Source organism: Aeromonas sp. SE22 (genome assembly GCF_038739755.1).
Classification (GTDB): domain Bacteria; phylum Pseudomonadota; class Gammaproteobacteria; order Enterobacterales; family Aeromonadaceae; genus Aeromonas; species Aeromonas jandaei.
In genome coordinates this window covers 135,394-151,136 of record NZ_JBCGFD010000004.1, presented here as the reverse complement: position 1 = coordinate 151,136, position 15,743 = coordinate 135,394, and the positions used below count along the sequence as shown (strand labels likewise).

Sequence of the window (15,743 nt, the reverse complement as noted above, 5' to 3'; positions counted from 1 at the left end):
AGGTTATGTTTAAAGTTAAAATAAAATAACGTGAATAGGTTTTCAACGATTGCCAGGCTTTGAAAATCCTTGAAAATAGGCACTGAAACGGCGCATTGAAAGCGATTTCAATGCGCCGATATATGCTACAAGGCAAATATGAAACCTGCATTGCACCATCAGGTGTGTGCCTTGAACTGATTACTCAAAGGATCATAGTGATATCCAATCTGGCCCAACCGCACCGCCAGCTGCTCCTCACTCATGTCGTAATAAGCCAGCAACTCCTCCAGCCCATCACATTCAAGCCGCAATTTCTCATTGATGATGCCCAGCAAAATGTTGGCATCCAGACGCTGCAAAGTGCTGATATCCATCTCGGATCCTCCTCTTGACGACCTGTATAACCATGGGTGGTACGCCAGCGTTTGTCCATAGAACAAAAAAACACCACCATTCAATAGAATATGTACCTATTTAAAATCAATCGCTTAAAGGATATTTGCATCGTAGCGGTCACATATTTCTTTAAAAACAACTTGTCAGGTACCCAGAACACAACTACTGTATACACATACAGCTTGTATTTTCATACAGGGCAAAGGATATGAACCAGACTCTGCACTCTCTCTCTATCGCAATGAGCAGCACCATCAGCCGTCCATGGCCAACAAGGATCCTCTGCAAAGCGGGTGCGGCCACAGCCAGCGTGCGTATTCACTCCGATGAACAGTTTCTGGATGAATTGACCCGCATCGGTAACAACCATACCGGATGGATCCTGTTAATCGCCCCACCCGGCCGCCCTGCAGCCAACCGCTTGCAAGAGCGTGGTATAGACCCGAAACGGGTGCTGATCGTGCACAGCCCGAAGATCAAGAACTGGCAACAGACACTGGAGCGTAGCCTTTGTCAGGGGCATTGTGCAGCGGTCTTTACCTGGCTGCCCGAACAGATCGAGCTGGATCACGCCAGATTGCAGCGTCTTGGCCAGCAGTCAGGCATATTGGCCTGCTTCTTTGGCGCCAAACGTATTGCTGTGAACGGTAAACAGATGAGTTATGGCGAACAGGATATCTATCTCAATCACTGAGCCAGGGTCGAGCTCCTCTTGATAGTGCCTTTTTCACCCCCACTCGAGTGAAGATGATAGGCACTCAAAGAGTCTGGAAAGAGATGGTTAAAACAGACGGTACAATGAACCAGTCTCAGACGCAGGTATCTTATGGCTCCAGGCAATATATCGAGTTCACTCATATTTTCTCGCCATTGGTACGCTCATCTTGAAATGCCAGGGGACAAGGGGTATAACCACGCGTTTTATCAGGTGTATTAAGTGAGCGGTATGATGCAAGCCCCCTTTTGGCAGACCAAGAGTCTGCAGCAGATGACTGAATCCGAATGGGAATCCCTCTGCGATGGTTGCGGCAAATGCTGCCTCAACAAGCTGATCGATGAAGATACCGAAGAGCTGGTGTTCACCAACGTAGCCTGCAACCTGCTCAACACCAAAACCTGCCAGTGCTCCGACTATATGAACCGCTTCAAGAAAGAACCGGATTGCCTGCAGATCACCCACGACAAGATTGCCGAGTATGACTGGCTCCCCTCCACTTGCGCTTACCGCCTGCTTGCCGAAGGGCACCCCTTGCCAGAGTGGCATCCCCTGCTGACAGGTAGCCGTTCAGCCATGCATCAAGCGGGACAATCCGTCCGTGGCAAGGTGATCCACGAAGATGAGGCGGGTGAATGGATTGACCACATCATCACCTGGGCCAGCTAACGCGCTCAATCTGCAATATCTGAAACAACAAGGGCTGCACATGGTGCGGCCCTTGTTGTTTCTGCCAGACATGCTGCCCATCCGGGTAGAGTATTCACGTTGATTTGACGGGCATGATGCACATGCCCGCCCCTCACAATCAGACTCATGCCAAGCAGAGGCAGAGGCAGAGGCAGAGGCAGAGGCAGAGGCAGAGGCAGAGGCAGAGGCAGACTAACAAAACCCTCCAATCCGGCAAGATGGGGACATAAAAAAACCGGCGCCTTGGCGCCGGTTTTTGCTCACTGCGACTCGATTACAGAGCGGCGGTGAAGGTACGGGTGATGACGTCTTGCTGTTGCTCTTTGGTCAAAGAGTTGAAGCGAACGGCATAACCGGATACGCGGATGGTCAACTGCGGATATTTCTCCGGGTTTTCCATGGCGTCCAGCAGCATTTCACGGTTCATCACGTTAACGTTCAGGTGCTGACCACCCTCTACGTTGGATTCGTGGTGGAAGTAACCGTCCATCAGGCCAGCCAGGTTGGCTTTCTGGGCTTCCATATCTTTACCCAGTGCGTTCGGTACGATGGAGAAGGTATAGGAGATACCATCTTTAGCGTAAGCGAACGGCAGCTTGGCAACGGAAGTCAGGGATGCAACAGCACCTTTCTGATCACGACCGTGCATCGGGTTGGCACCCGGGCCGAACGGAGCACCGGCACGACGGCCATCCGGGGTGTTACCGGTCTTCTTGCCATATACCACGTTGGAGGTGATGGTCAGCACGGACTGGGTAGCAACAGCACCACGGTAGGTGTTCAGCTTCTGAATCTTCTTCATGAAGCGCTCAACCAGGTCACAGGCGATGTCATCGACGCGAGCGTCGTTGTTACCGAACTGTGGGTATTCGCCGTCGATTTCGAAGTCGATGGCAACGCCATCTTCGTCACGAACCGGCTTGACTTTGGCGTACTTGATAGCAGACAGGGAGTCAGCTGCTACGGACAGACCCGCGATACCACACGCCATGGTGCGATATACGTCACGGTCGTGCAGCGCCATCAGAGAGGCTTCGTAGCTGTACTTGTCGTGCATGTAGTGGATGATGTTCAGCGCAGCAACGTATTGCTTGGCCAGCCAATCCATGAAGTGATCCAGACGATCCATCACGTCGTTGTAGTCGAGGTACTCAGACTTGACCATTTCGGTTTTCGGACCGACCTGGATCTTGAGCTTCTCGTCCATACCGCCGTTGATTGCATACAGCATGGTCTTGGCCAAGTTGGCACGAGCACCGAAGAACTGCATTTGCTTACCAACGATCATCGGGGATACACAGCAAGCGATGGCGTAGTCATCGTTGTTGAAATCCGGACGCATCAGATCGTCGTTCTCGTACTGAACGGAAGAGGTCTCGATGGATACCTTGGCACAGTACTTCTTGAAACCGACCGGCAGCTTCTCGGACCACAGGATGGTCAGGTTCGGCTCAGGAGACGGGCCCATGGTGTACAGGGTGTTCAGCATACGGAAGCTGTTCTTGGTGACCAGGGTACGGCCGTCAACGCCCATACCAGCCAGGGTCTCGGTAGCCCACATCGGGTCGCCGGAGAACAGTGAATCGTATTCCGGGGTACGCAAGAAGCGAACCATACGCAGCTTCATGACCATGTGGTCCATCAGCTCCTGGGCTTCTTGCTCGGTGATCAGGCCTTTCTGCAGGTCACGCTCGATGTAGATGTCCAGGAAGCTGGAGGTACGACCGAAGGACATGGCAGCGCCGTTCTGGGACTTGACTGCCGCCAGGTAGGCGAAGTAGGTCCACTGTACGGCTTCTTTGGCGTTCTTGGCCGGTACGGAGATATCGCAACCGTACTTGGCAGCCATCACCTTCATCTGTGCCAGGGCACGGTGCTGCTCGGAGATCTCTTCGCGCAGACGGATGGTAGCTTCCAGGTTGACGCCGTTTTCCAGGTCAGCTTGCAGGGACTTGAACTGGGCCAGTTTGTCGGCCATCAGGAAGTCGATACCGTACAGAGCGACGCGACGGTAGTCACCGATGATACGGCCACGGCCGTAGGCATCCGGCAGACCGGTGATAACACCAGACTTACGGCAGTTCAGGATGTCTTTGGTGTAAACGTCAAACACGCCCTGGTTGTGAGTCTTGCGGTACTCGGTGAAGATCTTCTCGACCATCGGGTCCAGTTGACGACCGTACACTTCGCAAGAAGTTTTAACCATCTTGATACCGCCGTTGGCGATGATGGCGCGCTTCAGCGGCTTGTCAGTCTGCAGACCAACGATCTGCTCCAGGCTCTGATCGATATAACCGGCATCGTGTGCGGTAATGGTGGAGGGCAGGTCAGTATCAAAATCGACCGGCGCGTGAGTGCGGTTCTCGATTTTGATCCCTTCCATGACCTTGTCCCACAGCTTGGTGGTCGCTTCGGTCGCGCCAGCCAGGAAGGACTCGTCACCTTCATACGGGGTGTAGTTCTTCTGGATGAAGTCACGGGTGTTGACAGAGGTCTGCCATTCACCGGCCGCGAAGCCTTCCCATGCTTTTTGGAACTGTTCGTTAAGTTCTGCCATTTTTCATTACCTCACACGGTATTGATGTAGTATCCCGCAATCATCCTTAATGATGACGACGGAAGATAAACCAGTAAGTCAGACCAACCATCACGCCACCACCGATGATATTGCCGATGGTCACGGGGATGAGGTTGTGTAGGACGAAGTTGGATACGGTCAGGTCAGCAAAGGTTGCCGGATCCTGGCCGATGGCCTGCCAAAACTCCGGGCCAGCCACGCTATGGATAGCGATGCCAACCGGAATCATAAACATGTTTGCGATGCTGTGCTCGAAACCTGAGGCAACGAACATGGCAACCGGCAGCAGCATAACCACTACCTTGTCAGTCGCGCTGCGGGCACCAAATGCCATCCATGCAGCCAGACATACCATCAGGTTACAGAGGATACCCAGCGCCACCGCTTCGAAGAAGGTGTGGTGAATTTTGTGCTGAGCCACTTTCAGGGCATTCAGACCCCACTGGCCGTCTGCTGCCGTGTACTCGGCAGAAACGATGATCAACGCCACCATCAGCAGACCGCCAATCAGGTTGCCGAAGTAGACCAGCCCCCAGTTCTTGAGCAGCTGGGCCCAGCTGATCCGGTTGGCCGCTTTGGCTACCAGCGTCAGGGTGGTGGAGGTGAACAGCTCGGCACCAAGCAGTACGCAGAGAATAAGTCCGAGAGAGAAGCAGAGACCGCCGACCAGCTTGGCCATACCCCAAGGCATGGAACCGGTTCCGGTAGTCACTGTGATGTAGAAGATAAATGCGATGGCGATGAAAGCGCCTGCGGTAATGGCCAGTGGAATGACCTTGTATGCCGGCTTGGTAGCCTTGGCGTAGGTGATGTCTTCAGCCAGTGCAGCGATGGCTTCGGGCTTGAGACAATCGAATGGGGATTCAGCTTTCAATTATGATCTACCTGAATGTTTTGCCTGTTGAAATCATAACAAAGGGCCAAATGGCCAAAATTGACATCGATCAAATTTATCAGTGTGCGATTGTAATTTTACTACAAATATTTGAGCCGCATGGCTACGCCAGTTTACACCAGGTTTCAGCTGAAACAGAAGTGTTGGATTTTTAATGTAATGATTTTAAAGAATTTATAGTTCGCCACATAAACCATGCATTGGCAAGATATCTTTGCAGTTCCCAAGCATGCCCCCTGCCCTGCCTGCAACCCCCTTAGAGGTATTTTTTGTTTTTTATTTCATCTTTGAATAACAACGACATCGCTTATCTGCATCAAACAGAAGGGGCCAACCGGCCCCTCCTTTACTCGCACATTGTCAATGTATCTTTATGACCACTGGTGGGCACGCTTGGCCTTTTGCAGCTTCTCGTAAGCCGCCAGCAGCTTCTGGTGCAGCGGGAATTGGGAAAGCGACAAGTCAGCCGCCTCCAGCCCGTGGAAGCACGCTTCACCGCTGGCGTTGGCCCACGCCTGTGCCAGCGTCTCTTCGCCATACATGCGGGTAAAGACGCCGCGATACTGCTCGGGGTCGCGCTCCTCGTCGAGGAAAAGCTCGACGCAGGCACGCAGGGCACGGTAGTAACTGGCTCGCTCGGCAGTGAACACCGACTGGTTGAACTCCATGGTCCAGTCGATGAGATCGAGAGCAGTCTCCAGCTCACCGGCAGCCAGCGCCAGCATGGCTTTCAGCTCACCGACGCGCAGGGTGTGCAGCGCGGTGCCCTTGGCGGCAGCGATCCCCAGCAGCTCACGCACTCGGGTACGCTCGTCGTGCCCCTCTTCGTCCAGTTGATCAAACAACGCCATATACTGCTCGGCATCCCAATCAAGTGATGGCAGCGCCAGGATGGTCTCGCGCAGATGGGCACCCATGGTGTTGTTGGCCAGCAGCAGGTCTTCGGCCGGATAGATGTCGGACATGCCGGGCACCAGGATGCGGCAGGCGTAGACGCCCAGGTGCTCGTAATCGGCGATATAGACCGGCTGCTCCAGCTCGTGGAAGATGCCGATCAGGTGATCGAACTCCTCCTGCGAGGTGCCGCGGAAGTCCCAGTCGGCAAACTCGAAGTCGGCCTCTTCCTTGAACAGATCCCAGCTGATAAGGCCGGAAGAGTCGATGAAGTGGGTTTCGAGGTTGTGGTGATCCGCCACCTGCTCGTTGTCGAATGAGGGCGGCACAAACACGTCGAGATCCTTGAGACCACGGCCCTGCAGCAACTCGGTGACGGTACGTTCGAAGGCCACTTCAAAGCGCGGGTGGGCGCCGAAGGAGGCAAAGCAGGTGCCGTTGCTCGGGTTGAGCAGCACCACGCAGATAACCGGATAGCGGCCGCCCAGAGACGCATCGAAGCTATAAATCGGGAAACCTTCCGCCTCCAGCGCCGCGATGGAGGCGGCAATCCCCGGGTAACGGGCAATCACGTCGCTCGGGATCTGCGGCAGGCTCAGTGCCTCGGCGATGATCCTGTTCTTCACGTGGCGCTCGAATACCTCGGAGAGTGCCTGAGTACGCGCTTCGGTCTTGGTGTTGCCAGCGCTCATGCCGTTGGAGACGTAGAGGTTGCCGATGATGTTCATCGGGATGTAGACGGTCTCGTGATCGGACTGGCGCTCGAACGGCAAGGCGGCGATGCCGCGCTCCTCGTTGCCAGATTGCAGATCCACCAGCATCTCGGCGGTCACTTCACCATCCGGGTTGTAGAACTTGCGGGTGAAGCTGTCGAGCAGACCGGCTGGCAGTTGCTCCCCTTCGATGGGGAACCACTTCTCGTTCGGGTAGTGAACGAAATCGCCGTTGGCTACCTGCTCGCCCAGATAGAAGTCGGCGAAGAAGTAGTTGGTGGAGAGACGCTCGAAATACTCACCCAGAGCGGAGGCAAGTGCCGCCTTCTTGCTGGCCCCCTTGCCGTTGGTAAAGCAGAGGGAGCACTCCTTGTCCCGGATGTGCACCGACCAGACGTTCGGCACGGGGTTGAGCCAGGAGGCCTCTTCGATATCAAAGCCCAGGGCTTGCAGCTTGGTCTGGAAGCGTTCGATGGAGTCTTCCAGCGCCGCGTCCTTGCCGGGAATAAAAGTGTGGTCAGTCATCACGATATCCTGATTTTTATTGGCTCATGTTTGGCCGCAGATAATAGCAGGGGTCGCCGGCTTTGGCAGGACAAAAATCAGCAAACGCCAAGCAATGCGCCCCACTTCCGGCCCCCTCTCCCCTCTCTGCCAAAGATGGCAACCAAAGCAAACGGGCCCGGGGATTGCCCGGGCCCGCTTGTTACGCGACGCGATAAACCGTCAGAGCTGCTTGCCCTGGCTGGCGATCACCTGGCTGTACCAGTGGAAACTCGCCTTCTTGATCCGGCGAAGGGAGCCCCCCTGCTCATCACGCTCCACATAGACGAAGCCGTAACGCTTCTGGTAGCCGTTGAGCCAGCTCAGGATGTCGGTGAACGACCAGGCGCAGTAGCCAAGCAATTCCACCCCATCCTGCATCGCCTCCTGGCACGCCTTGACGTGGCTGCGCAGATAATCGATGCGGTACTCATCGTTCACCTTGTCGCCCGCCTCCAGCTTGTCAAACTCGCCAAGGCCGTTCTCGGTGATCATCAGCGGCAAACCGTAACGGGAAGAGAGGCGGCGCAGCGCGATGCGCATCCCGGTCGGGTCGATGGCCCAGTCCCAGTTGCTGGTCTCAAGGTGCGGATTGGGCGCCGTCTTGTAGAGGCCGGGAATGCCGCTCGAGGGCGTAGTACCCTTCTTGCCGGTGGTGTTGATCCGCTGCAGGGTCTGACCACCCAAGGGGTTATCGGTGTAGGTCAGGGTGTAGTAGTAGTTGACGCCGATGTAGTCGGGCGTCCCTTCGCGCAGCAACTCCATATCGCCCGGCAGGATCTCGGGCGCCTCGCCGTTTTCCCGTAAGTAAGCGAGCGCCGCCTGCGGATAACGGCCAAAGCAGTAGGCATCCAGCCACCAGAGGTTGTTGAACTCCTCGGCGTTCTCATAGGCCAGCATATCTTTCGGGTCGCACGACGCCGGATAGGCAGGGGAGTAGGCAAAGCTCGGGCCAATCAAGCCGTTCGGCACATGCTGGCGAAACGCCTTGATCACCCGGGCATTGGCCAGAAAGGCGATATGGTTGGCGGCGAAGAAGCGCTTGCGATCCTGCACTGCGGGCGGATGGGTGCCGAGCTGATAGGCATTGGTCAGGTTGTAGTTCTGCTCGTTGAGGGAGACCCAGTACTTCACCTTGCCGGCAAAGCGCTGATAGAGGGTTACGCAGTAGCGCTCGAAATCCTCAATGATCCGTCGATCTTCCCAGCCGCCGTACTCATCCTGCAGCGCCTGCGGCAGATCCCAGTGATACAGGGTCAGCACCGGCTCGATCTGGTGGGCCAAGAGGGTGTCGATCAGCTTCTCGTAGAAGGCCAGACCCGCCTCGTTCACCTCCCCCCGACCGGTGGGGTAGATGCGCGGCCAGCTCACCGAGAAGCGGTAAGCCTTGAGCCCCATCTCGGCCATCAGCGCCACGTCCTCCTCCATGCGGTGGTAGTGATCTACCGCCACATCGCCGTTGCTCCCCTCAAAGGTCTTGCCAGGCTGCTTGGTGAAGAGATCCCACACCGAGGGCCCCTTGCCATCGGCATTCCAGCCCCCCTCCACCTGATAGGCGGCAGAGGCGGCGCCCCACAGAAAATCGCTCGGGAAGTCGTTGAACTTGTGATGATGCATCTGGTGTTGCTCCTTCTGCGGCGGTGGTCCTGGCCACCTAGATTGCGCCGACTGGCGGCACCCAATTGAATTGGCAATAGCATCGAACAGTTCTAAAATTCCGTCCAATGACAAATATGACCATTCAATATTCCCAACAGGAATGAAAGGAGCCACTGTGGAGCTACGGGATCTGAAGGCCTTCGTCACCTTGGGGGAGGTACTCCACTTCGGTCAGGCGGCGGTACGTCAGCATGTCACCCAGTCGGCCCTGAGCAAGCAGATAAGGCGGCTGGAGGAGGAGCTGGGCGGCGAACTGTTCGATCGCAACGCCAGCACCACTCGCCTCACTGTGCTGGGGCGGGCCCTTTATGAGGATGCCCGCGCTGTGGTCATCCAGAGCGAGCAGCTCTCCCGCACCGCCCGCGATGTGCTGGCGGGCAACGTAGGCACCCTGCGTATCGGTTTTGGCGTGGCCACCAAGATCCTGGTGCCTGCGGTCATCGCCCGCTTTCGCGCCGAGCGACCGCAGGTGACCATTGAGCTCAACGATCTCTCCACCCACCACCAGTTGCTGGCGCTGAGCGAGGGCAAGCTGGATCTCGGTTTTTGCCGCCTGCCCGCCCCCAAGGGGTGGCACGCCATGCCGGTCGAGCGAGCCCACTTCGTCGCCGTGCTGCCCGCCAGCTATCGGGAGGTGAGGAAATTGGCAGATCTGGTGGATAAGCCGTTGGCTATCCTGCGCCGGGACAAGGCGCCGTCGTTTTACGATCACTTGATGAACTATCTGGCCCAGAGCGGGCTGCGTTTTCAGGGGATCCAGTATGTCAACGACTTTGCAGCGGGCGTCGCTACCGCCGCCGCCGGGATCGCCTGGACCCTGGTGCCCTCCTCCACCACCATAGAGCACCCGGATGTGCTCACCCTGCCCTTAACGGAGAGCGAGGCGTGCTGGGCGATTGGCCTCATCCGTCCGCCAAATAGTCACTCGCCACTGGCTGATGCCTTCTGGCAGACGGTTACCGATCACATAACGGGGGAAAATCCCCTTCCTGATTAAAAAATTAATAATTTCTTAAGAATCCCTGTGTCTATTTAGGGGGCATTCTTCTCAGCCCGAGTACGCCCCCATGAAAAAAGTCAGAGACATACTGCGCCGCTTCGACGGTCAGCGTCGCCAATGGACATCCGGCATCGAACGCTCGCTCCTCGCCTGGCTGGCCCGAGGCTCCCTGCTGCCACCCGGTGAAGCGCCCCCTCGCCGCATTCTTGTGGTTCGCAGCAACAACCGGATTGGCAACAACCTCTTTTTGCTCCCCTTCCTGCAGCAAGTACAAAAGTCCCACCCCGGCGCCGAGATCGAGCTGGTTTGCTGCAAGGGGCCACTGCTCCCCCTGTTCACTGCCCTCAAGTTGCACCGCATTCATCTGATCAGATTGCAGGGGAAAGGGTTGCTCAGTGCCCTGCCCGCCCTTTGGCAACTGCGCCAGCAGCGTTACGATAGGGTATATGTGCCGTTTGCCTCCAGCACCGACCACCTGCTGGCCGCCTGGGTGCGCGGCTGCGAAAAACGGGGATTTGACGATGCCAGAGGGGATGCGATCTTCGCCCGTCCGGAACCCATCGAAGAAGATCGCCACTATGCCTACCGCCCGCTGCGCCTGCTGGGAGTGGATGCGGGCCCCGAGCAGCAGATAGCGCTGGAGCTGCCCATGGCGACCTGCCATCCTCAGCTGGCGGAGCTGGCCAGTGCGCACCCGGGGCAACCGCTTATCGGCTTTTTTACCGGCGCCCGCAAAGGCAAGGGGCTCTCCCCCATTCAGTGGCAACGACTGCTGGCCCAATTGCGCCGGCAAGCTCCCGATGCGGTGATGATCCAGTTCAACGACCCGGCTGCGCCACTGCCTCTGGTCGGTGATGCCACCCTCTCGCTCACCAGTCTGTGCGAATTTGCGGCCGTCACAGCCGGACTTTCCCTCTTTGTCAGCTGCGATACCGGGCCGCTGCATCTGGCTGCCGCCAGTGGTGTCCCTTGTCTTGGCCTCTTTACCCAGACAGATCCGCGCCACTACGGCTGCCTCGGTGCCCAGCACCACAATCTGGTGGTGACTGATCGCGACCAGATCGCCCTTAATCACCAGTGGCTAAGTCGGGTGCTGGAGCGTGAGCGCCCATCACTGCCGTCCGCGCCACTGTTTATGGAACAATCCGCCCCCCAGCCACTCAATCTGCAGCAAGCGTGCTGAATGCGGCGCTTGTAGTTGATGCAAATAAAGAGGGAAGGCTTGCGCCTTCCCTCTTTCGTTTTTAGCCCCCAAGTTGCAACGACTTGTGTCATCAGGGTTCAACGATAGCGTGCTTCAATGCGCGCCAGCTCGCCACTTTGTCGCAACTGCTGCAAAGCCCTGTTGAACTCGGTGATCCGGGTATTGAAGCGGGAGTGTTTGCCGATGCAGAGGTTAAACGGTGTCGACTCAAGCACCAGTGGCACTTCAACCACCTGATTGGCCAACCCCAGCTTGTTGAGTTTGAAGTGTGCGACCAGTGGGTCTGTCACCATCAGATCCCCCCGACCCGCCGCCAGCATTTTGAAAACGTTATCAACATTAATGGTGTGATGAACGGTGAAGCTGGCCAGATTCTCCTTGCCCCAGCCATTGCCCAGATAGTCGAGAAAGGTGAACGCCTTGAGATCCCCCAGACGTTTGGCTTGCAGGAACTCTGGCATATGGGGATGAGCGCGCGGCGTAAATATCGTCAGGGTCGTCATGGTGACCGGCTCTTCCACAACCAGGGTATAGCTGCGCCGCTCGCGGGTAGCAACGGTCACGAAACCATCGGCCTGCGCCAGACGCACCATTTTTTGCGCCCGTTGCCACGGATAGCCTTCGTGGTGCACCCGCAGCCCCATTTGCGCCGCAACCCGCTCCATCACGTCGATCATCAGCCCGCGCATCTTGCCCTGTTCGTCACGCCACGAATATGGGGCAAAGTCGTCAAAATAGACCATCTTCAACTCGGACGCTGGCGCCGCCCAGACACTCTGCCACATCAGCAATCCCCACAGGATTGCGATCCTCATACCAACACCCATGGCCGCGACTCCATCCACTCCTGCCACCTCTGAGCCTAGTGCAAAGCGGGCTGCGGCAAGGCTCAGGATCCAGTGGAGAAAGTGGCCAACGAAAAAAGAGAGGGGAAGCAGTGGCGTCCCCTCTCTCGTTGCTTTGTCAGCACACCACCTTATCGATGGCGGCTACGACCTTCTGATCACGCCAGCTCGGCGCGCAGCGCCCTGGTGGCATCGACCATCACCTTGAGGGCGGCTTCTGTCTCTTCCCAGCCGCGGGTCTTGAGGCCGCAATCCGGGTTGACCCAGAGCCGCTTGGCCGGGATCTGCTTGGCCGCCTTGCGCAGCAACCCCTCAATCCAGCTCTGGCTCGGCACGTTTGGCGAGTGGATGTCGTAGACGCCCGGGCCAATCTCGTTGGGGTAGTTGAAACGTTCGAACGCTTCGAGCAGCTGCATCTGGCTGCGGCTGGTCTCTATGGTGATCACGTCCGCATCCAGCGCCGCCACCGCCTCGATGATGAGGTTGAAGTCGCTGTAACACATGTGGGTGTGGATCTGGATGCTATCCGCCACCGGACTGGCACTCAGACGGAAGGCGCGCACCGCCCAGTCGAGATAAGCCTGATGATCCTGCTTGCGCAGCGGCAACCCTTCACGGATCGCCGGTTCGTCGATCTGGATGATCTTGATGCCGGCGGCTTCCAAGTCAGCCACCTCGTCGCGAATGGCCAGCCCGATTTGCAGGGCGGATTGCTCGCGGCTCACGTCTTCGCGCGGGAAGGACCAGCAGAGGATGGTCACTGGGCCGGTCAGCATCCCCTTGACCGGCTTGTCGGTCAGGCTCTGGGCAAACTTTGTCCACGCCAGGGTCATGGGGGTCGGGCGGTCGATATCGCGGGTGATCACCGGCGGCTTGACGCAGCGGGAGCCATAGCTCTGTACCCAGCCGAAGCGGGTGATGGCAAAGCCATCCAGCAGCTCACCGAAATACTCCACCATGTCGTTGCGCTCGGCCTCGCCGTGCACCAGCACATCCAGCCCGATGGCCTCCTGACGCGCGATGGCATCGCGGATCTCTGCCTTAATGCCCGCCTCGTAGGCGCTGTCATCGATGCGACCGGCACGCCAATCCTGCCGCAATACCCGGATCTGCGAGGTCTGCGGGAAGGAGCCGATGGTGGTGGTGGGCAGCAGCGGCAGTTTGAGATCTGAGCGCTGCAGCTCGGCCCTGACCGGATAGGGGCTGTGGCGATCAAAATCGCTGTTGGTGAGGCTGGCGAGCCGTGACTGCACCGCCTTCTTGTGGACGCGGCTATCAGACTCGCGATCCACGATGGGCTGGCTATAGGCGGTGATTTTGTCGAGCTCGCCCCCATCCAGATACTCTCTGAGCAGTCCCAGCTCGAAACATTTTTGTAAGGCGAAGGCGAACCAGCTGCGGGTCTGGGGATCCAGCTCCTGCTCCAGGGTCAAATCCACCGGGCTATGCAGCAATGAGCAGGATGAGGCCACCCAGAGCCGCTCGCCGAGTTTGGCTTTCAGTGCCTTCAGGGTCGGCGCCAGCTTGGCCAGGTTGGCACGCCAGACGTTGCGGCCGTTGATCACCCCGGCGGAGATGACCCACTGGGCCGGCAGATGCGGCACCAGGGTCTCCAGCTGTTCGGGGGCGGCCACCAGATCCAGATGCAGGCCATCCACCTTGAGGCTGGTGATGATATCGCGCTGATGGGCCACTGAGCCGAAATAGGTGGTGAGCAGCAGTTTGCAGGGGCCCGCGAGGCGCTCGTAGGCGTTGAGGTAGGCCAGCCGCCACTCGTCCGGCAAGTCCAACGTCAGCGCCGGTTCGTCGATCTGCACCCACTCCACCCCTTGTGCAGCCAGTTTCGCCAGGATCTCCTGATAGACGATCAGCAGGCGATCGAGCAGTTCAAGGCGCGAGAAGCCGCTCTCTTTCTCCTTGCCAAGCCACAGATAGGAGATCGGCCCCAGCAGCACCGCCTTGACCGGCAGCCCCAGCACCTTGGCCTCTTCGACCTCGTCAAACAGCTGGCTCCAGCCCAGCTTGAAGCGCTGATCACGGCTGAATTCCGGCACCAGATAGTGATAGTTGGTGTTGAACCATTTGGTCATCTCGGCGGCGGCCGCCGCCGGGCCGGTCGGCGCACGGCCGCGGGCGACCCGGAACAGGGTGTCGAGATCGGTCTCGCCATGGCGATGGCGGGCAGGCACTGCATCCACCAGCAGACTGGTGCCAAGCACCTGATCGTACCAGGCAAAGTCGCCCACCGGCAGTAGATTGACCCCGGCGCCGTGCTGTGCCTGCCAGTGGCGCTCACGCAGCGTCTTGCCCACGGCAACGAGTTCGGCCTGAGTGGTCTCGCCACGCCAGTAGGATTCGAGGGCAAATTTCAGCTCGCGCTTGGCGCCGATACGGGGGAAGCCCAGGGTGTGTGCTCGTGTCATAGGTTCATTTCCTTATGCTCATTCATCTGATGGGAAACTGGATGATTTAGCCGTCCAGATGTTTACACATCCAAAATGACAAGATAAGGTGACGCTGGCTATTGAATCCTCTTCAACTGGCTCTCAAATAATCCTCAACTGACCGCCAATCAGGTTCAGCGCGAGGATACAGAGGCCCATTCTTGCATGTGTTAAGAAGCACAGCAGCAAGACGGCAGGAGGCTGAGGCTAAAGGTCAGGCCGCGCCGACAGCATTATCAGTGCCATACGCAATCTCACAAGGAGCCATCTTATGGCAGTGCCAAGCAATGCAGGGATAGAGATCAAACACTTGAAAACATTGACCGCGCTGGCCGAACAGGGCTCGCTGGCCGGTGCGGCGCTGACCCTCAACCTCACCCAGTCCGCTCTCTCCCACCAGCTCAAAGAGCTGGAGACCCGCCTCAATCTGGAGCTCTATCTGCGCAAGAGCCGCCCGCTGGTGCTGACCGCAGCCGGCAGCCAGCTGCTCGCCCTCGCCCGTCAGGTACTGCCCGCCCTGACCCAGACCGAGAAACAGCTGCAGGCCCTGCAGAGCGGCGATGCGGGCAGGCTGCATCTGGCGCTCGATTGCCACAGCTGCATCCAGTGGCTACTGCCGCTCTTGCCGGAATTTCGCCGCCAGTGGCCTGGGGTGGATCTGGAAGTGGAGTCGGTGCCGGGCTTTGATGCCATCAATACCCTGCTCGGTGGCCAGCTCGACCTGCTGCTCACCTCCGATGTGCAGGCCCGGGGCGATCTCCACTTCGAGCCGCTGTTCGCCTTCGATCTCACTCTGGTGATGGCGCAGGATCACCCCCTCTGCCACCAGAGCCACATCGAGCCGGGCGATCTGGGGTCGGAAGTGCTGCTGGTCTACCCGGTGGAGCGCAGTCGCATGGATATCTTCAGCCGCTTTTTGCAACCCGCTGGGGTGGAGCCCGCCCGCTGCAAGCCGGTGGACAATACCTCAGTGATGCTGCAGATGGCCGCCGCCGGCCTCGGGGTCGCCGCCCTGCCGCGCTGGGCCAGCGACGAGTTTGTCAAACAGGGGATGCTCTGCGCCCGCCCTCTCGGGAGCGGTATTCGTCGCCATATGTATGGCGCGGTGCGGGCCGCCGATCGGGATCAAGCCTGCCTGCAGAGCCTGTTCGAGCGCATTCGCACCAAGATGGAGGGATAACACCT

Annotated in this window: 12 protein-coding genes; 5 read left to right on the top strand and 7 right to left on the bottom strand. The window is 58.0% G+C overall.

Features of this window, described 5'->3' with window-relative positions; genetic code table 11:
• Positions 1-158 precede the first annotated feature (158 nt).
• Positions 159-356 carry a DUF4250 domain-containing protein gene (locus tag AAHA39_RS10185; protein WP_043852128.1) on the bottom strand — a complete coding sequence of 66 codons (198 nt, stop codon included), beginning with the start codon at positions 354-356 and terminating at the stop codon, positions 159-161.
• Between the two features lie 230 nt (positions 357-586).
• Here AAHA39_RS10185 and AAHA39_RS10180 point away from each other — a divergent pair, with 230 nt between their 5' ends.
• Both AAHA39_RS10180 and AAHA39_RS10175 read left to right on the top strand, forming a co-directional pair.
• Complete coding sequence (locus AAHA39_RS10180; protein ID WP_320657299.1) at positions 587-1,072, top strand: cell division inhibitor; 486 nt, start codon at positions 587-589, stop codon at positions 1,070-1,072.
• A 255-nt stretch (positions 1,073-1,327) separates the two neighbouring features.
• Positions 1,328-1,762: a YcgN family cysteine cluster protein gene (locus AAHA39_RS10175; protein WP_042032055.1), complete on the top strand. Its 435-nt coding sequence runs from the start codon at positions 1,328-1,330 to the stop codon at positions 1,760-1,762.
• A gap of 295 nt (positions 1,763-2,057) precedes the next feature.
• Here the strand turns inward: AAHA39_RS10175 and pflB are convergent, their stop codons facing one another.
• The 4 genes from pflB to AAHA39_RS10155 all read right to left on the bottom strand — a co-directional run bounded on the left by pflB (position 2,058) and on the right by AAHA39_RS10155 (position 9,023).
• Complete coding sequence (gene pflB, locus AAHA39_RS10170; RefSeq protein WP_033114694.1) at positions 2,058-4,340, bottom strand: formate C-acetyltransferase; 2,283 nt, start codon at positions 4,338-4,340, stop codon at positions 2,058-2,060.
• Positions 4,341-4,386: 46 nt separating this feature from the next.
• Entirely contained in the window at positions 4,387-5,235 is an 849-nt protein-coding gene (gene focA / locus AAHA39_RS10165; RefSeq protein ID WP_041210327.1) for a formate transporter FocA, read from the bottom strand.
• Between the two features lie 392 nt (positions 5,236-5,627).
• Positions 5,628-7,388 carry a 30S ribosomal protein S12 methylthiotransferase accessory factor YcaO gene (gene ycaO / locus AAHA39_RS10160; RefSeq protein ID WP_320655962.1) on the bottom strand — a complete coding sequence of 587 codons (1,761 nt, stop codon included), beginning with the start codon at positions 7,386-7,388 and terminating at the stop codon, positions 5,628-5,630.
• 201 nt (positions 7,389-7,589) lie between these two features.
• Positions 7,590-9,023, bottom strand: coding sequence for a glycoside hydrolase family 1 protein (locus AAHA39_RS10155; protein WP_320655961.1), 1,434 nt, complete (start codon positions 9,021-9,023; stop codon positions 7,590-7,592).
• A gap of 157 nt (positions 9,024-9,180) precedes the next feature.
• Here AAHA39_RS10155 and AAHA39_RS10150 point away from each other — a divergent pair, with 157 nt between their 5' ends.
• Positions 9,181-10,062 (top strand): LysR family transcriptional regulator, encoded by an 882-nt coding sequence (locus tag AAHA39_RS10150; RefSeq protein ID WP_320655960.1) that lies wholly within the window; start codon positions 9,181-9,183, stop codon positions 10,060-10,062.
• A 70-nt stretch (positions 10,063-10,132) separates the two neighbouring features.
• Positions 10,133-11,248: a glycosyltransferase family 9 protein gene (locus AAHA39_RS10145; protein WP_320655959.1), complete on the top strand. Its 1,116-nt coding sequence runs from the start codon at positions 10,133-10,135 to the stop codon at positions 11,246-11,248.
• Between the two features lie 98 nt (positions 11,249-11,346).
• Here AAHA39_RS10145 and AAHA39_RS10140 read toward each other — a convergent pair whose 3' ends face one another.
• Together AAHA39_RS10140 and metE are read right to left on the bottom strand one after the other, a co-directional pair.
• Complete coding sequence (locus tag AAHA39_RS10140) at positions 11,347-12,054, bottom strand: substrate-binding periplasmic protein (protein ID WP_320655964.1); 708 nt, start codon at positions 12,052-12,054, stop codon at positions 11,347-11,349.
• 218 nt (positions 12,055-12,272) lie between these two features.
• Positions 12,273-14,537 carry a 5-methyltetrahydropteroyltriglutamate--homocysteine S-methyltransferase gene (metE, locus tag AAHA39_RS10135; protein WP_320655958.1) on the bottom strand — a complete coding sequence of 755 codons (2,265 nt, stop codon included), beginning with the start codon at positions 14,535-14,537 and terminating at the stop codon, positions 12,273-12,275.
• Between the two features lie 292 nt (positions 14,538-14,829).
• Between metE and AAHA39_RS10130 the strand changes: the two genes are divergently transcribed.
• Positions 14,830-15,738 (top strand): LysR substrate-binding domain-containing protein, encoded by a 909-nt coding sequence (locus AAHA39_RS10130; RefSeq protein WP_320655957.1) that lies wholly within the window; start codon positions 14,830-14,832, stop codon positions 15,736-15,738.
• The last annotated feature ends 5 nt before the right edge of the window (positions 15,739-15,743 follow it).